The organism is Arthrobacter sp. 10N418, assembly GCF_056394725.1.
This window is the reverse complement of record NZ_JBFTIK010000003.1, coordinates 196,034-218,186: the sequence shown is the minus strand read 5'-3', so window position 1 is coordinate 218,186 and position 22,153 is coordinate 196,034. Positions and strand designations below refer to the sequence as shown.

22 protein-coding genes are annotated in these 22,153 nt (G+C 67.4%); 9 read left to right on the top strand and 13 right to left on the bottom strand.

Translation table 11 applies throughout. The features are described from left to right. The first annotated feature begins 13 nt into the window (after positions 1 to 13). The 7 genes from AC1DCZ_RS03730 to AC1DCZ_RS03700 all read left to right on the top strand — a co-directional run bounded on the left by AC1DCZ_RS03730 (position 14) and on the right by AC1DCZ_RS03700 (position 6,781). Positions 14 to 196 (top strand): hypothetical protein, encoded by a 183-nt coding sequence (locus AC1DCZ_RS03730; RefSeq protein WP_476973410.1) that lies wholly within the window; start codon positions 14 to 16, stop codon positions 194 to 196. A gap of 105 nt (positions 197 to 301) precedes the next feature. Beyond that, positions 302 to 1,840, top strand: coding sequence for an efflux RND transporter periplasmic adaptor subunit (locus AC1DCZ_RS03725; RefSeq protein ID WP_476973409.1), 1,539 nt, complete (start codon positions 302 to 304; stop codon positions 1,838 to 1,840). Positions 1,841 to 1,843: 3 nt separating this feature from the next. Beyond that, positions 1,844 to 2,563 carry an ABC transporter ATP-binding protein gene (locus AC1DCZ_RS03720; RefSeq protein WP_476973408.1) on the top strand — a complete coding sequence of 240 codons (720 nt, stop codon included), beginning with the start codon at positions 1,844 to 1,846 and terminating at the stop codon, positions 2,561 to 2,563. Beyond that, positions 2,560 to 3,804, top strand: coding sequence for an ABC transporter permease (locus AC1DCZ_RS03715; RefSeq protein WP_476973407.1), 1,245 nt, complete (start codon positions 2,560 to 2,562; stop codon positions 3,802 to 3,804). The genes AC1DCZ_RS03720 and AC1DCZ_RS03715 overlap by 4 nt, the downstream gene beginning before the upstream one ends. An 8-nt stretch (positions 3,805 to 3,812) precedes the next feature. Beyond that, a complete protein-coding gene (locus tag AC1DCZ_RS03710; RefSeq protein WP_476973406.1) occupies positions 3,813 to 4,391 on the top strand; it encodes a hypothetical protein in 579 nt (192 codons plus the stop codon). 521 nt (positions 4,392 to 4,912) lie between these two features. Then, a complete protein-coding gene (locus tag AC1DCZ_RS03705; protein WP_476973405.1) occupies positions 4,913 to 6,217 on the top strand; it encodes an MFS transporter in 1,305 nt (434 codons plus the stop codon). A gap of 108 nt (positions 6,218 to 6,325) precedes the next feature. After that, positions 6,326 to 6,781, top strand: coding sequence for a cytidine/deoxycytidylate deaminase family protein (locus AC1DCZ_RS03700; protein ID WP_476973404.1), 456 nt, complete (start codon positions 6,326 to 6,328; stop codon positions 6,779 to 6,781). 15 nt (positions 6,782 to 6,796) lie between these two features. Here AC1DCZ_RS03700 and AC1DCZ_RS03695 read toward each other — a convergent pair whose 3' ends face one another. Both AC1DCZ_RS03695 and AC1DCZ_RS03690 read right to left on the bottom strand, forming a co-directional pair. Next, entirely contained in the window at positions 6,797 to 7,156 is a 360-nt protein-coding gene (locus AC1DCZ_RS03695; RefSeq protein WP_476973403.1) for a hypothetical protein, read from the bottom strand. A gap of 136 nt (positions 7,157 to 7,292) precedes the next feature. Continuing rightward, positions 7,293 to 8,000 carry a hypothetical protein gene (locus AC1DCZ_RS03690; protein WP_476973402.1) on the bottom strand — a complete coding sequence of 236 codons (708 nt, stop codon included), beginning with the start codon at positions 7,998 to 8,000 and terminating at the stop codon, positions 7,293 to 7,295. A 570-nt stretch (positions 8,001 to 8,570) separates the two neighbouring features. Between AC1DCZ_RS03690 and AC1DCZ_RS03685 the strand changes: the two genes are divergently transcribed. Both AC1DCZ_RS03685 and AC1DCZ_RS03680 read left to right on the top strand, forming a co-directional pair. Continuing rightward, positions 8,571 to 9,077, top strand: coding sequence for a sigma-70 family RNA polymerase sigma factor (locus tag AC1DCZ_RS03685; protein ID WP_476973401.1), 507 nt, complete (start codon positions 8,571 to 8,573; stop codon positions 9,075 to 9,077). Further along, positions 9,074 to 9,793 carry a zf-HC2 domain-containing protein gene (locus tag AC1DCZ_RS03680; RefSeq protein WP_476973400.1) on the top strand — a complete coding sequence of 240 codons (720 nt, stop codon included), beginning with the start codon at positions 9,074 to 9,076 and terminating at the stop codon, positions 9,791 to 9,793. Before AC1DCZ_RS03685 ends, AC1DCZ_RS03680 begins: the two co-directional genes overlap by 4 nt. Here the strand turns inward: AC1DCZ_RS03680 and AC1DCZ_RS03675 are convergent. From AC1DCZ_RS03675 to AC1DCZ_RS03625, 11 genes are all read right to left on the bottom strand, one after another. Further along, positions 9,777 to 11,048, bottom strand: coding sequence for an MFS transporter (locus AC1DCZ_RS03675; protein ID WP_476973399.1), 1,272 nt, complete (start codon positions 11,046 to 11,048; stop codon positions 9,777 to 9,779). The two genes, AC1DCZ_RS03680 and AC1DCZ_RS03675, sit on opposite strands and share 17 nt — an antisense overlap. Positions 11,049 to 11,127: 79 nt before the next feature. Further along, positions 11,128 to 11,397 carry a hypothetical protein gene (locus AC1DCZ_RS03670; protein ID WP_476973398.1) on the bottom strand — a complete coding sequence of 90 codons (270 nt, stop codon included), beginning with the start codon at positions 11,395 to 11,397 and terminating at the stop codon, positions 11,128 to 11,130. Positions 11,398 to 11,482: 85 nt separating this feature from the next. Next, positions 11,483 to 12,076 (bottom strand): TetR/AcrR family transcriptional regulator, encoded by a 594-nt coding sequence (locus tag AC1DCZ_RS03665; protein WP_476973397.1) that lies wholly within the window; start codon positions 12,074 to 12,076, stop codon positions 11,483 to 11,485. After that, entirely contained in the window at positions 12,073 to 13,095 is a 1,023-nt protein-coding gene (locus AC1DCZ_RS03660; protein ID WP_476973396.1) for an aldo/keto reductase, read from the bottom strand. The genes AC1DCZ_RS03665 and AC1DCZ_RS03660 overlap by 4 nt, the downstream gene beginning before the upstream one ends. Before the next feature lie 42 nt (positions 13,096 to 13,137). Beyond that, the gene (locus AC1DCZ_RS03655; protein WP_476973395.1) at positions 13,138 to 14,280 is read right to left on the bottom strand and encodes a phosphotransferase; all 1,143 of its coding nucleotides are present in this window, start codon (positions 14,278 to 14,280) and stop codon (positions 13,138 to 13,140) included. Next, a complete protein-coding gene (locus AC1DCZ_RS03650) occupies positions 14,277 to 15,386 on the bottom strand; it encodes a phosphotransferase (protein ID WP_476896177.1) in 1,110 nt (369 codons plus the stop codon). The genes AC1DCZ_RS03655 and AC1DCZ_RS03650 overlap by 4 nt, the downstream gene beginning before the upstream one ends. Then, on the bottom strand, positions 15,383 to 16,648 hold the full coding sequence (locus tag AC1DCZ_RS03645) for a phosphotransferase family protein (protein ID WP_476896176.1): 1,266 nt from the start codon (positions 16,646 to 16,648) through the stop codon (positions 15,383 to 15,385). Before AC1DCZ_RS03645 ends, AC1DCZ_RS03650 begins: the two co-directional genes overlap by 4 nt. Beyond that, entirely contained in the window at positions 16,645 to 18,564 is a 1,920-nt protein-coding gene (locus tag AC1DCZ_RS03640) for an ABC transporter ATP-binding protein (protein WP_476896175.1), read from the bottom strand. Before AC1DCZ_RS03640 ends, AC1DCZ_RS03645 begins: the two co-directional genes overlap by 4 nt. Then, a complete protein-coding gene (locus AC1DCZ_RS03635; RefSeq protein ID WP_476896231.1) occupies positions 18,561 to 19,733 on the bottom strand; it encodes a glycosyltransferase family 4 protein in 1,173 nt (390 codons plus the stop codon). Before AC1DCZ_RS03635 ends, AC1DCZ_RS03640 begins: the two co-directional genes overlap by 4 nt. Next, on the bottom strand, positions 19,733 to 20,953 hold the full coding sequence (locus AC1DCZ_RS03630; RefSeq protein ID WP_476896174.1) for a glycosyltransferase family 4 protein: 1,221 nt from the start codon (positions 20,951 to 20,953) through the stop codon (positions 19,733 to 19,735). The genes AC1DCZ_RS03635 and AC1DCZ_RS03630 overlap by 1 nt, the downstream gene beginning before the upstream one ends. Further along, entirely contained in the window at positions 20,940 to 22,136 is a 1,197-nt protein-coding gene (locus tag AC1DCZ_RS03625; RefSeq protein ID WP_476973394.1) for a glycosyltransferase family protein, read from the bottom strand. Before AC1DCZ_RS03625 ends, AC1DCZ_RS03630 begins: the two co-directional genes overlap by 14 nt. Positions 22,137 to 22,153 lie beyond the last annotated feature (17 nt).

Sequence of the window (22,153 nt, the reverse complement as noted above, 5' to 3'; positions counted from 1 at the left end):
TCTGGGCGGAGGCGTGGACACCGCGCGCGCCGGTGTCACCAACACCGAGCGAGATACTTTGGCAATCCGGCCGAAGCAGCCGGGCAACAAGGACCCGGCCGGGATGTTCACCGGCGACGTCCGGTTCGACGTCATCGCCAAGGGCGAAGGGTGCCCACTGCTCCACATGACCGACGGGGAGTACGGGACGCAGTAAGGCGCCCACGCGCCCCGGGGTCCGAAGAGGGGACGCGGGCCGGCGGGGGGTTTGCTCCCACGATTTTCCCGGTCTACGCCCAGCTACCCCGGTTAAGGTCCACGCATGACCTCAAAAACTCTGCTCATCAACTCTGCCCTGGGCGCCGTGATTCTGGCGCTGGGCGCGGGGACTTACCTTTCCGTCACGGCGGCGGGTTCAACGACTCCTGCGGCCGCGGTGCGGAGCGTGGCGGTGAGCAAGGCCACCATCGCATCCGTTGCGACAGCGTCGGGCAATGTATCTCCGGCGACGACGACCGTGGTCAACGCCCAGAACTGCACGGGCCCCATCCTTTCCGTCAGCGCAGCGCTGGGCCAGCAGGTGACGGCCGGCCAGCAGCTTCTGGCGATCGACCCGACAAACGCCCAGAACGCGCTGAAGGCGGCGCAGGCCCAGCTGGATTCGGTGAGCGCCCAGGCCAACCAGCAGCAGGTGGCCGCCGCAGGACAGGTCTCCTCCGCCAACCAGGGCCTTGTCAACGCGCAGCAGTCAGCGGGCCTGGACGCCTCGCAGCAGGCCGCCGCGGTGGCCGCCGCACAGAAGTCGGTGGATGCAGACAACGCAGCCCTGTCCGCTGCGCAGGCCCAGCCCGTGCCCACCCCGAAACCTGCCAACTGGGTGGACCCGGTGGCGGCCGCACAGAACCAGCTGGCCAAGGACCAGCAGCTCCTGACCCAGGCGCAGAACCAGCAGTCCTCCACCCAGCTCAAGGACAAGCAGCAGGTCGCCACGGCATCCACGGCGCTGGGCAACGCGCAGAACGCGGCGGCGTCCGCCGGAGGCGCCAATGCCACCAGCGCGCAGCTGGCGGTCGAGACTGCGCAGGCCAACCTCGCCGCCTGCACCCTGAATTCTCCGGTAGCCGGCACCATCACCGCCGTCAGCGCGACGGTGGGCGCATTGACCGGCGGTAGCGGATCCGCAAGCTCTGGTTCCGCTGCCTCCGGCGCTGCAGGCGCCGGCGCCTCCGCGACGTCGGGGGCCGCCTCCGCGGCGGGCTCGGCGGCTGCCGCCGGGTCCAGCAGCGGCCTCGTGACCATCAGCGACACAGGACACCTTCAAGTGGTGGCAGGCTTCTCCGAATCGGACATCGCGAACATGAAGCCGGACCAGACGGCGCAGTTCACATTCCCGGCACTGAACCAGGATGCCGGTGCGGCAACGGTCACCGGCAAAGTCGAATCGATCGCGCAGACCGCAAGCACCACCAACGGCGTCGTGACCTACCCCGTCACGGTCTCGATAGGGAACCCGCCGGCGACCCTGCGCCTGGGCCAGAGCGCCAATATCTCCGTCACTACTGCCACGGCGGACAACGCCCTCGTGGTTCCAACGCTGGCGGTCACAACCACCGGCACCCGCCAGAGCGTCAACGTGGTCAAAAACGGCGTAACGACCCCCACCAAGGTCACGACCGGAATCGCCGCCAACGGGAGGACCCAGATCCTCACCGGCCTTTCCGAAGGAGACCAGATTGAACTTCCGGCCATCTCCAGCACCCTCGACACCGGCGCCGCCACCACTCCAGGCGGCGGTCTTGGCGGGGGCGGATTCGGCGGCGGCGGTACGCGCGGCGGCGGCACCCGGAACGGTGGCCAGTAGAGCATGGCGGCGGTGATCGACCTCTCCGGAGTCAGCAAGGTTTACGGCAAGGGCGAAGCGGAGGTCCGGGCGCTCGATGGCGTGGACATCACGATCGAGCGCGGCGACTTTGTGGCCATCATCGGGGCCTCCGGCTCCGGCAAATCGACCATGATGAACATCATCGGCTGCCTGGACGCCCCGACGACCGGCAGCTACTTGCTCGACGGAATCAATACCGTCCAGCTGGACGAATACCAGCAGGCACAGATCCGGAACCGCAAGATCGGCTTCGTGTTCCAGAACTTCAACCTGATCTCCCGCACCAAGGCTGTCGACAACGTCGCCATGCCGCTCGCCTACGCCAGGGTGGGCCGGCAGGAGCGGCGCGCGCGTGCCCTCGAGATGCTCGATACCGTCGGGCTCTCCAGCCGGGCGGACCACAAGCCCTCGCAGCTATCGGGCGGCCAGCAGCAGCGCGTGGCGATTGCCCGGGCCCTGGTGACCAACCCGGTCCTGTTGCTGGCCGATGAACCGACCGGTGCCCTGGACTCGCGTTCGTCGTCGGACATCCTCGATCTCTTCGAACGGTTGCACGCAACAGGGCGGACTATCGTCATGATCACGCACGAGATGGACGTCGCCGAGCGGGCGGGGCGCGTGGTGCGCATGCAGGATGGCCGGATTGTTGCCGATGACCGTCAGCAGCCGTCCGGCGACCGGATCCTGGCTGTGGCGCCATGAACCTCCTGGAATCCGCCCGGTTCGCCCTCTCGGGGGTTGCCGCCAACAAGATGCGGTCCGTGCTGACCACGCTCGGAATCCTGATCGGCATCGCCGCCGTCATTGTCCTGCTCGCGGTGGGCGCGGGAACGTCCAACGCCATCAAAGCCCAGATCGGCAAGCTCGGAACCAACGTGCTGACGGTCAACCGCTCGACGTCGGTCGGGGGACGCGCCGCTGCCGGCGGCCAGGTCGGGGCGAGCCGGACCCGCAGCACCAACCTCACCCTCGAGGACCAGCAGGCCCTGACGGACCCGGTGCTGGCCCCGGACGTTGCCCGGACGGCGCCGATCGTCCAGGCGCAAAACGTGACCGGAACGTACAGTGGTGCCACCCATGCGGTGGCCAGCTTCCTGGGGACCACGGCGTCGTATTTCGATATCAGCAACAGTGCCGTGGCATCGGGAGCGTTGTTCACGGACGCCGACGAACAGGCGGCAAACCCCGTCGCGGTCATCGGCAACACAGTCGCAACCGATCTCTTCGGGAACAACCCGGCATCCGGCGTCGGGCAGACGATCCAGCTCAACGGCCAGAACTTCACCGTCGCCGGCGTGTTGAGCATCAAGGGCTCGTCCGGGCTGAACGACCCCGACGACGTCGTCGTCGTCCCGCTGTCCGCCGCGCAAAACAAGTTCACCGGTTACGCCCCGACGCTGGCGTCGATTACGGCCCAGGCGAAATCGGCCGAGGTGATGAACGAGGCCCAAAATGAGCTGCAGATGATACTGGATGCCCGGCATCACGTGGATGCCACCAACCGGGACTATCAGATCCGGAACCAGGCCCAGATCCTCACCACGGCCACCAACACGACGCAGACACTGACAATCCTGCTCGGCGCTGTCGCGGCGATCAGCCTTCTTGTCGGCGGGATCGGCGTCATGAACATCATGCTGGTCACCGTCACCGAGCGCACCCGGGAGATCGGCATCCGCAAGGCGATCGGTGCCTCGCGGGGGAGCATTGTGGCCCAGTTCCTGATTGAGTCCCTGGTCATTTCCGTCATCGGCGGGGTGGCCGGCATCGTCATCGGCTTTGTCGGGAGTGCCTTCCCCGTTCTTGGCGTCCAGCCTGAAGTCCAGCCGTGGACCGTGTGGGTCTCACTCGCAGTGTCGGCCTTCATCGGCCTGGTCTTCGGCGTCTATCCCGCCAACAAAGCCGCGAAGCTGCGGCCCATCGATGCACTTCGTTACGAATAGGACGTCCCGTGAAGAGTTTCCTCCCAGCCAACACCTCCATGACCCGCCGCCGAAGCGACGTCGACGGCCCGGCGTCGCCCGTCACGGAGTCCGTGGCCACCGACCCGGCACTCACCCGGGTACTGCCCGAAACGGCGCCTGAGGCTTCGGCTGGCTGGTACCGCGACGGGGCGCCGTCCGACGGCGTCGGGAACAGCCTCGAGCTCACGGAGCCTGAGGACGGGAACCCGGATGAAGGGGGCGGCGTCCCGGTACTGCCGCCGGCGGACCACGAGCCGTTTGTGCCGAAGCCCAGATTCGTCATGGGACGCTCGACCAGGATCCTGGCGTGCGTGGCGCTGGTTGCGGCCGGAGCGTTTGCCGGTTCCGCGGTGCAGAAACAGATAGACACCGGGAACCGCGCCGCCAGGTTCGGCAACTTCCAGGGCCCCGGTGCGGGAACCGGTTCCGGCACAGGCACAGGAAGCGGCAACGCAACAACTGGCCAGGGACGCCGCAACGGCGGTACAGGTGCCGGTGGCTCACCGGCGGGCGGCGCCGGTTCCGGCCCGCAGTCCACAGCTCCCACGCCAGGGCCCGGTCAGTAACGCGAGCGGGGGCACCAGCGTCTCCCGAGTCCCGCTCCGGCGGATATCCGACGCGGCAGAATCGTTGACATGGTGAAGATCTTCAATATAGTTGTGTGAGTAGCGTCACTCAGCAAAGGAATTCGGTGAACGAAGAGGACTTGGCCGGCCCGTCAGCGGCTGCGCAAAGTTCGCTTCCGATAGCCATCGGAAACCGTATGCGGACAGGTGGCGCAATCTCAAAAGGTGCCCGCGGGGCGGCCGGGGACGCAGCGAACGAGCTGCCGACACCGGATCTGAAGGCGGCCACCGAAGCGGCGATTCAATGATCTTCTCCGCCAGGATCCCGCACTGGTTTGTTAATCGCTACGAAGAGGTATGCGTAGCTATCCGGGTTAATTCGCCTCCCATCTGGTGAGGCCGTCAGGCCCTAGTTCGGCCCAAAAATACCGATAGTTTCGTCCATCGTCTCCCGGCTCTCCGTCCGGTGGCGGTGGTCCATACACTCACGCGCCCAAAAAGCGCTGGCGAAGGAAGCAATCATGATCGACACAGGCATCAAAGATGATGTGAGTAGTTCCCGGACAAGAGGCTTTTCTCCTGAGGTCCGTAGAGGCATACTCGCTCTCGGGCTGGGGAACACCCTTGAGTGGTACGACTGGATGGTATTCGGTCTGCTGTCCGCCTTCATCGGACCCAAGTTCTTCCCGTCGACGGATCCCCTGGCCGCCACATTGAACGCCCTGGCTGTCTTCGCCGTGGGCTTTGCCTTCCGTCCGCTCGGCGGCATCCTGCTCGGAACCCTGGCGGACCGGCTCGGACGGCGCCGTGTGATGCTCTGGTCCATCGCGATGATGGCCGGAACCACGCTCATCATCGCATTGACGCCGACCTACCAGCAGATCGGCCCTTGGGCCGGCATCATTCTCCTGGTATGCCGGGTGATCCAGGGCATTTCCACCGGTGTGGAGGCCCCGCTGTCCACGTCCCACGCGGTGGAACTTGTGCCTGCGGGCCGCGAAGGATTTGTGGCCGGGATTATTTCCTTCTACGTCAACATGGGCATCCTGCTGGCATCCCTTGTCAGCTACGTGGCGAGCCTGGCCTTGGGCGCAGCCGCCATGTCGGACTGGGGATGGCGTATCCCGTTCGTCATCGGTGCGGTCCTCGGCGTCGTCGTGGTCTACCTGCGCCGCGCGCTGCCGGAAACGATGAAACCTGAAGAGCTGGCAGGAAGCACCTCCAAGACCGTGTGGAAGGGCGTGCGCAAGAACTGGCTCAGCGTCCTGGCCATCACCTTCGTCGTCGGCGCCGCCCAGGCCTATAACTACGCCTGGAACACCGGGTTGCCGAACGCCGCACGCAGCAGCTTCAAGGAAGATCCGACGGCGGTCTTCGCCGTGACGACAATCCTGGGTGTCGTCCTCGTCGTCGGGAGCCTCGTCGTGGGCAAGCTGACGGACGGCAAGTCGATGTCCAAGTGGTTCCTCGTGACCCGTGCCCTTGCCGTTCCTTCCGTGTTCCTCATGCTGATGTACGTCCAGCCGGGAATCGGCGGGTTCGCCGCTGTCCTGCTCGGCGGCTCCGTTGTCCTCGTCCTGAACATGACCCTTTACAACGTCGTCTCGAGCTCCCTGATGCCGAAGGCATGCCGGGGTGCCGGAACGTCGCTGGGCTACGGGATCGGCGTCGCGCTCTTCGGGGGCACTGCGTCCTTCCTTCTCGTCTGGCTGCAGTCCCTGAACGCCGCCTGGATCTTCCCGGTCTATGTAGCGGTTCTGTCCATCCTCAGCATCATTTTCTATCTCCTCGCCCGTCGGGCCAACGGCCTGTTCGTCGGAGACTGAGAACGCTTCCGGGACGGGCTTTGGGCCTTCACATCACCCTGGAAGGTGATGTGGGGGCCCTCGGCCTTCCCGGCGACCGTCACCCACATCAACAATTGGAGGATTCACGTGATCAAGTTCGACCTCGATGCCTTAGACATCGAACTCTATGAGGCCGCCTGCGCGCAGCTGTTGGCGGCGCATCACGTCGATAACCACAGGGTCGCGGCCGCGATGCGGGGCGGTTCAGGGCAGATCTATCTCGGTCTTCACGTGGGCTCGAAACGGGTCAACGTCTGTGCCGAGTCCAGTGCCGTTGCCAACGCCTGCATGGCCAACGAGACATCCATCGAATCGGCCGTGGCGGTGTGCATGACGCCGGCGGGAGTGCCCCAAGTGACCAACCCTTGCGGCGTCTGCCGGGAACTGATGCGCACCTACGGGTCCGGCACCACCGTCCTCATCGATGCCGAAGGACGGGTCGGAAAAGTCACTGTGGCAGAGTTGCTGCCGTTGCCGTGGATGCGGGCGGCAGAGAATGACTGGACCGTGGCGCCTCCCAGCGCTTCAGGGCCGGGCGTCTGAGGACGGCAGGCCGGGCTACCGCTGGCAGTACCAGGAGTGCGGATCCCACCAGTACACGAGCCCGGCATAGGCGCCGCCACCGTATTCGATGTCGCATTCCTGGTTGACGTTGATCCCGTTGGAGGTGTCCGAGCCCAAGACGCACCGCCAGCTGTAGGCGTCGTACTGGTCCAGGATCACGGCCCGGATTTCGAAGGCGTCGTAGTACTGGGTGTTGCAGGCGCGCTGCATGTCGACGCCGCCGAGGTAGGTTCCCGCCGATGCCGGCGTCGACCCGGCCAGCAGGCCGGCGGTCGTGAGGGTGAGGGCCGCCGTCGTGGTCAGGGCCTTGCGGATGATCGTGGGGCTTCGGAAGCGCGGAGCCTGGCTTTGCACGGGTCTGTCCTTCCTGGATGAGAACGGCTGAGCGCCGTGGCGCCCGGTGTTTCCACCCCGGCGTTAGGGCCGGTTTAGTCCTGCGCGGGGATCCGTGTCAATAGCTCGGGCTACCCGCTGGATTCGAGGGTGCATCCTACTCAGCCAGGTATGAGTCAATTGCCTGCTGCATCACCGGGCCGTAGCGGTCCCAGGAGCCGGCGAGGGCTGCCACGACCAGTACGCTGCTACCCCGGGTGCCCTCCACAAGGCACGCTATCTCACGATATTCGTGGGCGCCGATGCGGGACACGTAGGCGTCGGCCACGCATGAACCGGTTCCGCCGCGGAACGCCATTCCGTCACGGCTGGAAATTCGGGTCGCGGATGCGGCGTGTTCGCCCGTGAGGTGGTCGAGGCGGAATTCCGGCCAGTTGGTCAGCGACTCCTCGCCCTGCTGCGGCGTGGCGTTGAGATAGACCTGGAGGTCACCGTTCGGTGCGGTGAGGGCGGCAGACAGGCTGCCGGGGTCGCTTTCCACCGGGCTGGCGCCTGGCGGGATGGAGAGAACCGCCGTTCCGTCCGGAAGCTCCCTGGATTTCCAGCCGGCCGGCGCCGGGCCCGCCTGGAACCACGCGAATGTTGTGGTGCCGGCGGGGGCCAGCACGGGTGTCCGGTCCTGAGCGTGGGAGCTGCAGCCGCCCAGGAGCATCGCCGCCAGGGCCCCCAACACCCGGGCGGTCACCGTGGTCCGGCGGAGCCGCGCCGAACTCCCGGACAACCAGTTCTGCGGCCGGGGTTGGCCTGTCTTCGCCCTACTTGTTGCCGTCACCGTCGTCCGGGCCTCCGTTGTTATCGGCATCATGATCGTTCCCCGCGGGTGCCCGTGCGGGCGGGGGAGCCATCCGCGGAGGCGGGGGCGGAGCTAGCCGCGGTGGGGCGGGTGGCGGCGGCGGGGGCGGAGCTACCCGCGGCGGGGCGGGTGGCGGCACGACCACCGGGGCCGGGGGCGGAACGGGCGGCAGCACGGCCGGCGCCGGAACTTGGGCCGGCACAGTAACTGTGGCCGGGGACGGAACTTCTGCCGGAGACGGCACCATCGGCGGCGTGGCGGTTTCATCGGTCGTCCCGGGGGCCGTGGGCTGCGGGGACGGCGCCCCCGTGCCGGGCAGGGTGCTGACCCCGGATGGGGCAGGGGCCGGTGCCGACGGTTGTCCGCCGAAACATGCTCCCAGCAATAGGGTGCTGCCCAAGGCCGCGGCGGCCAGCGCCGGGCGGGGAATCTTCATTGTGCCCTCCTGAGGCAGTGCCCGGCATGGATCGCCGGACTCGTACCTAAGAACGGTTCCGGGAGCCCGCGGGTTCAAGCCCGGCTGGATTATTCGGCTGGTGAACCAAAGGGGGGCCCGCTTCGTTCCCTAACTGGGAGGTTGAGATGTCCGATCAGGAGGCTGAGCTGCTGCGCTCGCTGAATGAGGCTTACGGCCCGGCGCTGCGGCGGTTCGTCACGGGACTGACAGGCGACCGTGCGCTGGCGGACGACGTCGTGCAGGAGACGTTGATCCGGGCCTGGCAACATCCTGATGTGCTCCAGCGGGCGGAGCCGGCGGTGAGGGCCTGGCTCTACAAGGTAGCCCGCAACCTCGTGATCGATGACCGCCGGAGCGCCCGACGGCGGCACGAAACGGAGGCGGAGCGGCTGCCGGAAATCCCGGAAACGGACCGGATTGACAGGATCCTGGACGCGTGGCTGGTCTCTGATGCCCTCGCAGGATTGTCCGCCGACCACCGGGCTGTGATTTTGCATGCGTACTATCAGCGTGAGACAACGGCCGAAATGGCGAAAAGTCTGCAGCTGGCTGAAGGGACCGTGAAGTCCAGGCTGCACTACGCGTTGAGGGCCCTGCGGCTGGCCCTCCAGGAAGGCGGAGTGACTCCATGAGCCCGACCGGAATCGACAGTTACCGCAGCTGGGATGCAGCGTATGTGCTGGGGGCCCTGATCCCCTCTGAACGTCACGAGTTCGAGGAACACCTGGCCGAATGCGCCGGATGCAGGGCCGCAGTGGCCGAGCTTGCCGGGCTGCCGGCATTGTTGGCCGCCCTGTCACCCGCGGAGGCACGCGCGCTGGCGCCGGCTGCCGACGTCACGGCATCGCCGGGGCTGCCATCCGGTCTGGCGGATCATGTCCGGGTGCGGCGGCGGCGGACGCGGCTGGCCGCTGCCGCCCTTGTCCTTGGCGCCAGTGCGGCGTCCGGCGTAATCACCGCCGCGGTCACGAGCCCGGCCCCGCCGGCCGTACAGACACAGGCTGCATCGGCCGCAGCCCTTCACTTCACGCCGATAGGCGCCAGCGGGCTGGCCGCGAAGGGGTCCCTCACCGGGCAACCGTGGGGAACGCGGATCGACTGGGAGTGCACCTACTCGCCTAACCCGGGCGACTACCCGGCAGGATCCGGCGGCACTCAAAATCCGGAGGAGTACAGCCTGATGGTTGTTGACGCCCGGGGCGTCGCAACACAGGTGGCCAGCTGGACAGCGACCCCCGGGACGGTGGCGACGCCGACGGCGACCACCACCATGCGGGCTGCCGACATCCGCCGCGTTGAGATCCGTGCCGCCGGCAGCGGGAAGACCCTTCTCAGCGCAGTGCTGTAGCGCCGGGCAAACGCCGCCGGCTGAGCGGGGAGAAGACCACGAAGCCGCAGCCGGCAAGCGATCCGGCTGCGGCGATCCACATCGTCGGCAGCATCCCCAACCACCCGCCCAGGAGGCCGGCCGCGAGGCTGGAGACGGGCATCACTCCCCACACGGCGAAGCGGATCGAGGCGTTCATCCTCCCCAAAAGATGTGGCGGACAAAGCCGCTGTCGCAGGCTGACCTGCGTGATGTTGTAGGTCAGGCCCATGAACGATACGCCAAATTCGGCGAAAATCAGGACGGCGAGTGAGAATTCACGGGCCCCCGCCGCCAGCGGGATGAAGGCAAGCATGAGCGAGCCCGCGACGGCAGAGAGTCCGATGACCCGTCCCTCCCCGACCCGGCGGGAAAGAGCGGAGGCCGTGAGGGCGCCGAGCAGGCCTCCGATCGCACCGACCGACAACACGAGCCCCAGACCCGCAGTGCCCAGGTTTAGCTGTTGAAGTATGAGCAACGGGAGCAGCGTGGAGGACAAGGTGCCGAACAGGTTCCCCGTCGCGGTTGTGCCGACCACCCTGCGAATGAGCGGCTCGTGGGCGACAAACCGGACTCCATCAGCGATTTCACTCGCAAGCCGGCGGCGTGCTCCGCGGTCTGGTTTCACCTCCTGGTCGCTGATCCGATTCAAGAAGACTGCCGAGAACAGGTAGGACACGGCGTCGGCAATGAGCAGGACCGGGGCGGAGGCGATGGAAATCAGGGACCCGGCAAGCGCCGGGCCCCCGATGCGGGCGATCTGGAAGCTTGCCTCAAGCCTGGAGTTGGCTTCAGCGACCTTTTCCAAGGGCACGAGGATCGGCACGTAGCTTTGGTAGGAGACATCGAAGAAGACGGTGGCAATTCCAACAACGGCCGCGACCACTGCAAGATGCCACAACTGCAGGAGTCCAAGCCACCAGAGCAGGGGGACCGCAGCAATCGCAATCGCCCGGATCAGGTCGGCTGCGATCATGACGTGCCGCTTGAGCCAGCGGTCCACCCATGCGCCAGCCGGGAGCCCAACAACGAGGAACGCCGCCGTTCCGGCGGCGTTCAAAACACCGAGCTGCCATTCACCGGCGTGCAGGAGCGTGACGGCTATGACGGGCAGCGCGAGGGAGCTGAATTGGGAGCCAAGCTCACTGATGCTCTCAGCGCTCCAGAGTCCGACAAAGCCTTTGTGCCGCCAGAGCGACGGCGGTCGCGTCCGGGGATCCGTCTGCCGGGTGCTCATGACATTCGCCTCCATCGAGTGTGATCGGCAGTAGTCAATCACATCCACCGGCGGACGGCGTCCATCGGCGTCGGTTTCCCTACTCTCCGGCCATTCCGGTGTGGACAAGCACAAATTCGATCTTGTTGGCCGGGTGCACTGTCTTTCGCGGGCCACGGGAATATCCCTTTGCGTCCAGGTGGTTCTGCGCCCGGTACTCCGCGAGGGCCTCGTCATACGCCTTGTTCAACCGGCGTCCGGAGAGCACCGCCTCGGATCCGTCGTTGAACGTGACGGACACGGGCGTGCTGTCAGGAAAATGCCTGTTCATGCGGACGAAGCCGTCGGCGTCCTGCTGGAGATTGATCATGTGATTCCTTGCTTTGCGTGGTGTGTTTCGGGCGGGAGCTGACAGGAGCGGGTGTTCGCTTGCGGGCCGGTGGGCGCGTCCGGACCTACCGCGTGGCGAGGCCGGCGACGAGGACGCGACATACGGCGTCGAGGTCCTGGCTGATGGCGGGCTTGTCCCAGTCCTCGGCGTGGGCGGGGTGGTGGAAAAAAGCAGTCGCCTGCAGCACCGCGCGTCCTGCTGAGGGTGGGTCGACGGCGGCAAACTCGCCGCTGGCGATACCCGCGGCGATGATTTGGGAAATCTGCGCGGCGAGATGGCCGACATGTGCCGAGACAACGTCCCGGGCCTCGGTGGTGAGCCGGTGAAACGTGGCGAAAAGCTCCGGGTCTTCCCGTGACATGCGCTGCTTCGTCGCGGCCAGCTGCCGGATCCAGCGGAGCAACCGCTCGACCGCCGGACCGTCGTGTTCATCCACGACCGCCGCAAGGGGTGCCGACAACCTGGCCAGCCAGCGTTCGGCGACGGCATCCCTGAGGGCGATTTTGCTCGGAAAGTGCCTGTAGACACTTCCGTGGCTGACGCCCAGCACCTTGGCGACGTCCACGACATTTGTTTTCGCCGGCCCGTAACGGCGGAGCACGTCCTCGGCAGCGTCCAGGATTCCGTCCGTGGTCAACACGCCCGGAGGGGTGGTCACGGCCGTTCGCTGTCCAGGAAGGACATTTGTCCGGCGTCGTACCGGGTACCCGCGGCGGCTTCGGCAGGGACGGCTGCTTCGATTTCGGCCAGGTCCTGCGGTGTCAGTTCCAGCTCGGCTGCGCCGAGGGACTCCGCGAGCCGGTCCCGGCGCCGGGCGCCGACCAGCGCGACGATGTCCTCGCCGCGGGACATGACCCAGGCGATGGCGATGCGGGCGACGGTGGTCCCCCTGGCCTCTGCCAGACGGCGAAGGGTTTCGACGAGCTGAAGGTTGTGGTCGAGGTTCTCGCCGCTGAAGCGGGGGAGGTGGGTGCGGAAGTCGCGGCCTTCGCTGCGCTGCGCGGACCAGTGCCCGGACAGGAGGCCCCGGGACAGTACGCCGTAGGCGGTGATGCCGATGCCCAGTTCCCGTGCTGCGGGCAAGATGGTGTCCTCGATGCCGCGGGAAATGAGTGAATACTCGATCTGCAGATCGGAGATGGGGTGGACGGCGTGGGCGCGGCGCAGAGTGTCCGCGCCCACCTCGGACAGGCCAATGTGGCGGACGTAGCCCTGGGTGACGAGGTCGGCCATGGCCCCGACGATATCCTCGACCGGCACCGAAGGGTCGAGGCGGGCGGGCCTGTAGATGTCCACGTAGTCCGTCCCCAGCCGGCGCAGGGTGTAGGCGATGAAGTTCTTGATGGCGACGGGCCGCGTGTCGACACCGCCCCAGCCGCCGGCAGGATCGCGCAGCGCGCCGAATTTCACGCTGATGACGGCGTCTTCACGCCGGCGGCCGCGCAGGGCGTCCCGCAGCAGCATTTCGTTGTGGCCCGAGCCGTAGAAGTCGCCGGTGTCGAGCAGGGTGACTCCCGCATCGAGGGCGGCGTGGATGGTGGACTTGCTCTCGGCGTCGTCCGCGGGGCCGTACAGGTCCGACATGCCCATCAGGCCAAGGCCCAAGGGGGAGACCGTGGGGCCGGTTGCGCCGAGGCGGCGCGGCCAAAAGAGGGCGGTGGTGGGGTGCGTAGACATAAAAGAACCATACAGCAATGGAATGACAGATTTCATATTCTGTCAGCTGACGGTTTTGAGCTTTGCGGGCCGCACTGACGACGCATGGGCGAACGAAGGGGTTTCATCCCCTGCAGCGCGGTCGAGGAAATTACCGGCCAGGGTGGCCCACTCCGGCCTGAAGGAATAGAGGCAGCCCAATCGCAGGCGTGTCGCCTGGGCGTAGGCGTCGAAGCGCGCAGGCGTGACCCGTAATTCCTCGGCAGCTGCGATGACCTGGCGGCGGGCGGCCGTGTAGCGTCCGGCTGTCAGGCGGCCCTGGCGCAGGCGCAGCTGCAGGTGCACGGCAAGGTTTGCGAGGTCGGCAGCAGCTTCGGCCCGGCCTGCCTCGTCGAAATCCAGCAGCCCGAGGGGAGCCTCGGGGCCTTCGGCGAATATCTGCTTGTCGTGGAGGTCGCCATGGGACAGCCCCAGCGGATCAGGTTCGGTGCCGAGCAGCTGCTGCCCGATCCGGGCGGCGGCGGAACGGACGTCGCTGCGCTGGGTTTGCGCCGCCGGGTCGTCCTGGGCATGCAGCAACCACAAATTGACGATGCGCTGCAGGTTTTCCAGTTCGACGGCGGCCGTGCGGGCCGGGAGCGCCTCATAGGCAGCGCGGTGCGCAGGAGCGCCAGCCAGCAGTTGTTGCCGGATCCAGCACTCGGACCATTTCCGCCAGGCTCCTTCGAACACGGCGTCGCTGCCCGAGGGGTCCTTTCCCAGCTCGAACAGGGAACGCCCGGGGAGGGCGGTCAGGAGAAGGCAGCCCGGGGTATAGGACACCACTTGCGGCGTGAGGAAGTCCCCGGCGTCCAGGATGGCGTTCATCCGGGTGTGCCGTCCCGCGGCTTCGTCGGACTGCCTGGTCCGGAAGATTTTGAAATAACCGGCGCCGGCCTTCACCACGGCACGCTTGTGGGCCCGGTGCACCACGACCTCGCCCAGCGGTGCCGCATGCGCGAGGGCGGGCAGACGCCGGTCGCCCCCCTCCGGTATCAGCTCCAGCGCTCCGGCCCGGAGATGGGCGGCCCTGACGCCCGGGCGCCCGGGCGCCGCAAGCTCCATGGTGTAGTCGCCCGCGGCGGCTTCGGGCCAGGCCCGCCGGACCAGCCATTGTGTTCCGTCCGTGTCCGGGACAGCGGCCGGGACGGCCGGGTGCCAGTTCATGCCGTCAGCCCCTCCGCCGCGCGGACGGGCGGGTGCGTGGCGCGTTCGTCGAGAACGGCGAGGGCCAGGGCTGATCGCCCGGGCAGCGGAGAGCACGCCAGGCGCAGCCACGCTGCAGCGGAATAGGCATGGAACCTGACCGGGCTCACCTGCAGCAGGTCAGCGGCGGCCCGGACCTGCGTGTGCGCCGCGAAGAAGCGTTCTCCCGTCATGCGGTTCTGCCGGACACGCAGCTCCAAATGGACGTCCAGATTAGCGAGATCGAGGGCGGCCTCGGCCTGGGCGGTGTCGTCAAAATCCAGCAGGCCCAGCGGGGAGATGCCGTCGCCGGCCAGGATCTGCTTGTCGTGGAGGTCACCGTGGGCCCACACCAGGGGATCCGGCGCCGTCCGGAGGAGGTTCTGCGTCACGTCCTCTGCCCGGGCACACAAGGCGTCGCGCTGCGAAGATGCCTCCGGGACTTTCGCATAGTGGTGCAGCCAGCGGTTCACCCAGCGCCACAAATCGGCTACTTCAACGTCGGGCGGGTGAAGCGGGAGGGTGGCAAGGGCGCTGCGCCTGGCAGTATCGTAGCGGGCACCCACCTGGGCGGCCCAGGCGTGCGCAAATTCCTGCCACACCCAGGCGAACCACTCATCGGTGATGGCCGCGTGGTCCTGGCTCAACTCGCCCAGCGTCCGTCCGGGGAGGGGGCTGAAAACAATGACATCCGCTGAGTTCCGGAGGACCTTGGGCGCTGCGAACGTGCGGGGGTCCAGCAGGAGATCCGTTTGGGCGCATCGTTCGGCGGGGACAATCGCCTCGCCTGGCCGGAAAACCTTGATGTAGCAGTCCTCCGCCCGGACGACGGCCCGTGCGTGGGGCCTGTGGGCAATGATTTCGCCATACCGTGCCTCTGCCTGCAGGGCCGGCAACCCGGGATCGTCCCGCGGCACGAGCTCGAAGCGACCGGCGCGCAGATGCGCGGCCCTGACTCCCGTTCGACCGGTCGTCAGGACTTCCATGATGTAGTCCCCCGGAGTCTTATCCGGCCACGCCCGGTGGACCTGCCAGGTTCGCCCGGAGGCGTCGACGACGGCCTGCGGGACCGGCGGGAGCCAGGTCATCGGACCAGCTCGCAGGCGCGGTCGATATGCCGGGACATGTCGGTGGCCCAGTCCGCGGCCCGGTCCCTGAAGGGGTCGACGCAGCCGGCAAACATGCGCAGCGCCGCCCAGAAATCCACTGCGGCGGCGTTGAAGCGGCCGCCGGCCTGCACATAGCCATCGATCAGGTGCCGGGTTTCCGGACCGACAGATGCGTTCGGGTGATCGCGCCACCGGCTCATTTCAGCCACGGCGGCGAAGGAGCCCAAATCAGCTTCTGCGGCCGCGTTGTGGGCACGGTCGAAGTCGATCAGACGGACCTCAGAGCCGCTGACCAGCACCTGGTCCGCGGAAAAGTCCCCATGGATCCGGACCGGAGTCCGCCAGGCGCCGACCGCGTCCAGGCGCTGGCGTATCCGGGCGGCCGCGGCTGCCGCAGCCGCTTCCAGATCGGGCAGGAGGGCCGCGACCATGGCGCAGGTGGCCGCCATTTGGCGTTCCACGAGGGCTTCGGACCCGGCGGGGCCGGCGTCCCCTTCCGTCGGAAGGCTGTGCAGCCGGGCGAGGGCTTCCCCCGCGGCGCGGGCGGCCTCGGGGTTGTCGCTGGCGGACAGGTCCCGGTCGCCCCATAGCGGGCTCGCGGTGGTTCCGTGCTGCCATGTGTCGGCGTCCCCCAGCAGGCGGAGCACAGGAACCCCATGCTCGAGCAGGCGCTGGTGGAAACGGCCTGCGGTCTCGGGGACGGCCCGAGCCGCTGTCTTGACCACGATCGGTGAACCCGGGGTTTGCTCCACCAGAACGACCCGCCGCTCGGGCTTGTAGCGCACGACCCTGGCGGAGCCGCCGGGGAAGCCGCGCTCGGACGGAAGCCCGGCGCCGAGCAGCTCAAGGCCCTGGTTGCGCAGCCAGCGCAGGTTATCGAGCAGGGCCCAGTCGTCATCGACTCCGCCCACAGCGATGACCGCGTCCGCGTCAGCCAAGGCCGGGCGGAGCAGTTGTACGCCGCCGCCGCGCCGTTCGGACTTCCGGGCGCGTCCTGCCAGCTGGGTATTGCCTGCCGTCGTGAGCGCCCAACCATAATCCTCTTGACCGCCGCGGGTGCGGCAGAAGGCAACCAGCACGGACGTGCGTGGTTTGTACCGGACCCGGGTGATGCGGGCCGGCCCGCCCAGCAGCTCGGATAGACGGTCGTCGTCGAGCACGGCTGCGAGGCACGGCAGGGCATCGTCGCGGACGGCGAGCGCGTGATCGGCGCCGCGCAACGGAGTACGCACGGAGTTCACGTCGGCACCTCAACGTCGTGCAGCTCCACTCGCTGTCCGTCCGCTTCCTCGTCGCTGCGCGGGGTGGGAGGACCACCCATCCACCTGCTGAACCGGCTTTCCGGGTCCTGCAGGAGATCCAGGGGGCGGCCTTCTTCCAGGATCCGCCCATTCTCAAGCCAGATGATCCGGTCGGACAGGCGGGCTGCAAAGGCATCGTGGGTGATCGTGATCGAGGTCCGCCCCGTGGTCAGAACGTCAAGGGCATCCAGGATCGATTCGCGGGAGGCAGGGTCCAGTCCGGCGGTGGCCTCGTCAAGGATGACGATCGGCGCCTGGCGCAGGATGGCACGGGCGATCGCGATCCGCTGCCGCTGTCCGCCGGAGAGGTCCTTGGCAGCTTCACCCAGGACTGTGTCATAGCCGTCGGGAAGGGCACGGATGAAGTCGTCTGCCTGCGCCAGCGCGGCGGCGTGTTCGATGTCCTCATCGGAGGCGTCCAGGCGGCCGAACCTGATGTTCTCCCGCACGGTGTTGCCGAAGAGGACGGAGTCCTGGAGCAGGATGGAGACGTGGGAGCGCACGGACGAAATCTGGAGTTCCTTCAGGTCCTCGCCTCCTACCCGTACCGTGCCGGTGGTGGGGTCGATCATGCGCAGGACCAGGCTGGCCAGGGTTGACTTTCCGGCGCCGGACGGACCGATGATGGCCAGGCGTTCCCCGGCCGGAATTCTCAGGTTGATCCCGTGAAGGACTGTGGTGCCCTCGCCGTGTCCCGCGCAGACGTTGTCGAAGACAATTTCCGGGCTCCGGCTTTCCAGGGGGCGGGCATTGGGCGCTTCGGGCACGTCGGTCTGGGCCTCCAGCAGGTCCGCCACGCGCACGCCGGACGCAGTGGCCGAGGCGATCCTGCTTGTTTGCTTGGCGAGATCCTTCAGCGGCTTCATCCCGGTTTTGAGGTAGGTGAGGAAGACGATGAGGTCCCCGGGGGTGATGGAGTGCTGCAGCACGCGCCAGCCTCCGCCGGCCAGGACGACGGCCGTGGCGAGGCCGATCAGCACGTCGGTGCGCCGCTCGAGGCTGGCGGCCAGCCGGAGTGCGACCACCCCGGTCCCGAGGGTGGCCGTGTTGCTTTTCCGGAAGTTGGAGCTGATGGTGTCCTCAAGCCCGTAGGCCTGGACCTCACGCATGGCGGCGAGGGTCTGGGCCGCCGTTGTGGCTAGCGCCCCCTCACCTTTGCGGGAATTTCCGGCTGCCGTCGTGATCGATCCCGAACTCCGACGCGACAATATGGCGAATATGCCGGTCGCCAGGAAGACAACGAGGGCCAGCATCGGGTCAAGCCACAGCATGATCACGGTCATTGCCAGGAGGGTAACGGCGTTGCCGAGCATGGGGAGCCCGGCCGTGACGGCAACGTCCTGCAGGCGTGAGACGTCACTCACGAGCCGCTGGACCGTGTCACCGGAGGAGGCCCGAGTGTGGTGCCGCATGGACAGGCCCTGAACGTGGCGGAACGTGCGGGCACGGAGTTCGGCCGCGACACGTGAGCCCACGAGGGCGAAGGAGATTGCGGACCAATAGTTGGCAATCGCCCGGAGGACACTAATGACCACGATCACGCCGCCGCACAGCAGCAGCGTCTGTGTATTGGCTTCCAATGAGGGCCCCGGCCGTCTCAGGGTTGCGCCCAGCGAACGGGAGACCGCATCGACCACCAGTTTCACTGGCCATGGCTCGAGCAGCCGGAAGAGGACGTCCACGGCGAGGGCGGCGAATCCGACCGCAATCCGGAGGCGGTGCTGGCGCAGATGCGGCCGGACGCACCGAAGTGTCCGGCGGATGCCGGACTCCGGTTTACGGCCGGTGCCCAGTCGCGGCCACGGCCTCCTATCCCGCATGGCCCCGGTCAGCAGGTGCCTCGACGCTGCCGTCATGGCAAAACCACCTTTCGCGGGGCAGGCAGCGCGGCTGTGATGCGGGCCAGCACCCCATTCCAGCTGAAACGCCTTTCGGCGTCCTCACGGGCCCGGCTGCCGAGACCTTCGCGCAGGGCGGGATCGTCCGCTATCCGGGTCAGTGCTGCAGCGAAAGCCCGGGGTTCGGAGGCCGGGACCAAAATGCCGGTGCGTCCGTCCTCCAGGATGGAAGGAATCTGGCCCACGGAACTCGCGATAATCGGCATCGCGGCGGCCATGTACTCGTAAACCTTCAGCGGCGAGAAGTAGTCGTCGCGTCCTTCCTCGTCAGCGGGATAGGGCGCAGCAGCGGCGTCGCATTCATGAAGAAGTCCGGGCACGGCCCCTGGCGGCACCGCCCCGGTGAACTCCGTTTCCACTCCGAGGGAAACGGCAAGGTGTTCAAGGTCCATCCGGCCCGGGCCGTCGCCGATGATCCGTACCGCCCACCGGTTCCCCGGAGCGGCGGCTGCGGAATTCGCCAGCGCGACGGCGTGAAGCAGGTCGGGGACCCCGTGCCACGGCTTCAACGTTCCGACAAAGCCCACCGTAAGGTGGTCCGGATTCCGCCGGCCGCGGGGGCGTGGCGTGACGCGGTCGACGTTGACGCCGTTGGGTGCCAGGACGGTCCGGGCCGTGGGTACCCGCTGGCGGATCCAGCGGACCACCGGTTCGGAGACGCAGGCCACCACATCCGCTGCCCGGGCATTGCGCCGGAGAATGCTGTCGGCTGTCTGGACATCGGTCAGCTGCCGGTAGCGCTGTTGTTCATCGATGAGGGGGGAATTGACTTCGAGCACCGTAGGCACGGCGAGGATGTGGGCCACCACGGAGGTCGCCGGACTGAACAGCGAGCAGCGTTCGTAGGTCAAGCCGCACCCGTCGTGCAGGATCCTGTCGGTGAGGGCCAGCGCAGCGTCTTCGACCGCCCGTTCATGGGCGGCCCCCTCACTGTGCCTGGGCCGGATTTCGACGACTTCAAGATCCGCCAGGTCGGCAGGGCGGTCGGTTCCGAGCCGGGCGCAATACACGGTGACGGTTGCCCCGGTGTTGCGCCAGGCGCGGATGATTTCCTGGACGTGGACGGATGAACCCTTGGTGCCGAAGACGGGCACCCCGGGGTCCGCGCAGACGTAGGCCACCCGCATCACGCGACCTTCCTTTCGGCGCGGCAGAGGGATCGCAGCAGTTCGGCCTGGCGTCGGACGTCGAAGTCGTGTTCGATCAGGGCCCGGGCGTTGCGGGTCATTGCGACCCGGTCGGTGCCGGGGGAGCTCATCTTCCGAATGGCGCGGGCCAGGAAGTGGGGATTGGCCGGGCGGGCCAGGATCCCTGTCGAACCGTTCCGGACGACTTCCGGGATTCCGGTGACGGCCGTGCTGATGCAGGGAACGCCGGCGGCCATTGCTTCCAGGAGGACCGTGGGCATGCCGTCGGCATTGCCGTCGGCGCCGACGACGCAGGGGGCGACGAACATATCGGACGAATCGAGCAGCTCGTGGACCTGGTCCTGGGTCCGGGCTCCGATCAGCCGGACGTGGTCGCCCAGCCCGAGCCGTTCGATGCTGGCCCCAAGCTCTTCGGCCAGCACGCCGGTACCGGCGATGCTCAGGTCCAGCCGAAAACCTTCGTCCAGGAGTTCGGCGGCGGCGGGCAGCAAATGCTGGAATCCCTTCTTTTCCACCAGGCGTCCGACGGCGGCGATCCGCACCGTGGTGCCAAGGGGCCGCGGATCCCGGTACGGGAAGCGGTCGAGGTCCAGGCCGTTGCGGACCAGGTGGAGCCGGGCCGTGGACGAGGGGAAGCGCCGGCGCAGGTAGCGCAGGTTGAAGTGGCTGATCGTCACGGCGTGGTGGGCCTGTTCGAGCTTGATCCGGAGGTCTTCGCTGCTGACCGAGTCATGGAAGATGTCTACGGCATGGGCCGTGAAGGAGTAGGGGATGCCCGTGATGGCGGAGGCCAGCCGGGCTACGCTGGTGGCTCCGGACGCGAAGTGGACGTGCATGTGCCGGATGTTCCGGTGCTGCAGGGCGACGGCCAGGTTGATGGCACGGACAGCATCGTCCGGGGCGGAGGCGGCGAGCTCGGCGAAGTTCCTGGCCAGGGCGCCCGTGAGGCCGGCCGCTTCGGCCGCATGAAAGCACTCCCAGAGGTCGATCGTCTTCAGCGGCCGGTCAATGTAGGTCACCGGCGCCTGGACCCTGGCGAGTTCGGAGTGGAACCTCGGGTCGTTGGGCGGCAGCAGGGAGAAGATCTCGATCCTGTCCCCTGCCGCTTCCCGGGCCAGGATTTCGGACACGATGAACGTTTCGGAGAACCGCGGATACATCTTGAGGACGTAGGCGGTCCCCGGCTCAGACGGCGACACGGCGGGCACTCTCCTTCACGGCGGCCGCCGGCTGGCGTTCGTTCGACTGGGGAACGCTCGGAAGCAATTCGGCGGCGAGTTGGGGAACGCGGATCAGGCCGTTCAGCAGGGCCCGGCGGCGGTCCACCCTGGTGCCGAGCCTCGCGGCCAGCCAGGCGGCCAGGATGTCCGGTGTCAGCGTTCCGATTTCATGGTGTTCGAGATATCCAGCCTTGGCCAGGGACGTGGCCCGGATCCGTTGTTCGGCGCGTGCCTGGCTGCGGGGAACGATGAGCGCAGGGACGTCGGTGCTCATGATCTCGCAAACAGTGTTGTAGCCTCCCATCGAGATGACGGCGGCTGCGTGACGGAGATGAAAGATGACGTCATCGACAGCGGAGACGATCTTGACCCCGGGCCGTGCCCGGCGCCGAAGATCGTTGAGCTCCTCGGCGGGCATCTGGGGCCCCGCGACGATCAGGTGGCCCAGCCCCTCGGGCACCGGCACTGCCGCTGCCATGCTCGCCAGGGCATGCCCGTCGGACCCGCCCCCAACGGTAGTCATGTAGAACGGGCCGGGCATGCAGGTGGTCCCGGAGCCCGGGGGCCGCCCGGCGGCGAGGTACCCGGTGTATTGGATGATCTTCCGCAGGGAAAATGGGATCTCGCCGGTTGCGACAGGATCGTGGACTGCCGGGTCGCCGTAGACCCAGATCGCATCGAACAAGGCCTTGACCAGCCGGGGACCGCCAAAGCGGGCCCATTCGGCGAAGGCGGCGTCGGGGGAGTCCAGGACTTCACGGAGGCCGAGGACCACCCGCACGGGACCGGTGGAGCGCGCCCGCCGCAGGGCCACTTCCAGTTCCCGGTGGACGCCTGTGGCATGGCGGTCCACTATCACCAGGTGCGGGCGGAAGCCCGCCAGCGTGGCCTGAAGCAGCCTGGCCCGCATGGACACCAGCTCCGGCATGGGCAGGCTCACGTTCCGCGGCACGTAGCCCTCAGGTCCTTTGGCGATGCCGGGAAGCAGGACCCAGTCCCACGCCTCCGGGGCGGGAAAGGCGGGCGCCAGTGAGGTGCCGGTGATGAGGACCCCGGTGACAGCCCGGCCGGTCAGGCCCGGCAACTGGTTGCTCAGGGCGTGCGCCAAGGCGAGATTGCGGCGTACATGTCCCAGGCCGACGGAATCATGTGAGTACAGCACTATCCGTAAAGGTTCCA

Bases quoted from the DNA above. Each gene is read 5' to 3' on its own strand.
- AC1DCZ_RS03725 (WP_476973409.1), top strand. From the start codon at position 302: ATGACCTCAAAAACTCTGCTCATCAACTCTGCCCTGGGCGCCGTGATT.
- AC1DCZ_RS03720 (WP_476973408.1), top strand. From the start codon at position 1,844: ATGGCGGCGGTGATCGACCTCTCCGGAGTCAGCAAGGTTTACGGCAAG.
- AC1DCZ_RS03715 (WP_476973407.1), top strand. From the start codon at position 2,560: ATGAACCTCCTGGAATCCGCCCGGTTCGCCCTCTCGGGGGTTGCCGCC.
- AC1DCZ_RS03705 (WP_476973405.1), top strand. From the start codon at position 4,913: ATGATCGACACAGGCATCAAAGATGATGTGAGTAGTTCCCGGACAAGA.
- AC1DCZ_RS03690 (WP_476973402.1), bottom strand. From the start codon at position 8,000: ATGATGCCGATAACAACGGAGGCCCGGACGACGGTGACGGCAACAAGT.
- AC1DCZ_RS03685 (WP_476973401.1), top strand. From the start codon at position 8,571: ATGTCCGATCAGGAGGCTGAGCTGCTGCGCTCGCTGAATGAGGCTTAC.
- AC1DCZ_RS03680 (WP_476973400.1), top strand. From the start codon at position 9,074: ATGAGCCCGACCGGAATCGACAGTTACCGCAGCTGGGATGCAGCGTAT.
- AC1DCZ_RS03675 (WP_476973399.1), bottom strand. From the start codon at position 11,048: ATGAGCACCCGGCAGACGGATCCCCGGACGCGACCGCCGTCGCTCTGG.
- AC1DCZ_RS03670 (WP_476973398.1), bottom strand. From the start codon at position 11,397: ATGATCAATCTCCAGCAGGACGCCGACGGCTTCGTCCGCATGAACAGG.
- AC1DCZ_RS03660 (WP_476973396.1), bottom strand. From the start codon at position 13,095: ATGTCTACGCACCCCACCACCGCCCTCTTTTGGCCGCGCCGCCTCGGC.
- AC1DCZ_RS03655 (WP_476973395.1), bottom strand. From the start codon at position 14,280: ATGAACTGGCACCCGGCCGTCCCGGCCGCTGTCCCGGACACGGACGGA.
- AC1DCZ_RS03650 (WP_476896177.1), bottom strand. From the start codon at position 15,386: ATGACCTGGCTCCCGCCGGTCCCGCAGGCCGTCGTCGACGCCTCCGGG.
- AC1DCZ_RS03640 (WP_476896175.1), bottom strand. From the start codon at position 18,564: ATGACGGCAGCGTCGAGGCACCTGCTGACCGGGGCCATGCGGGATAGG.
- AC1DCZ_RS03635 (WP_476896231.1), bottom strand. From the start codon at position 19,733: ATGCGGGTGGCCTACGTCTGCGCGGACCCCGGGGTGCCCGTCTTCGGC.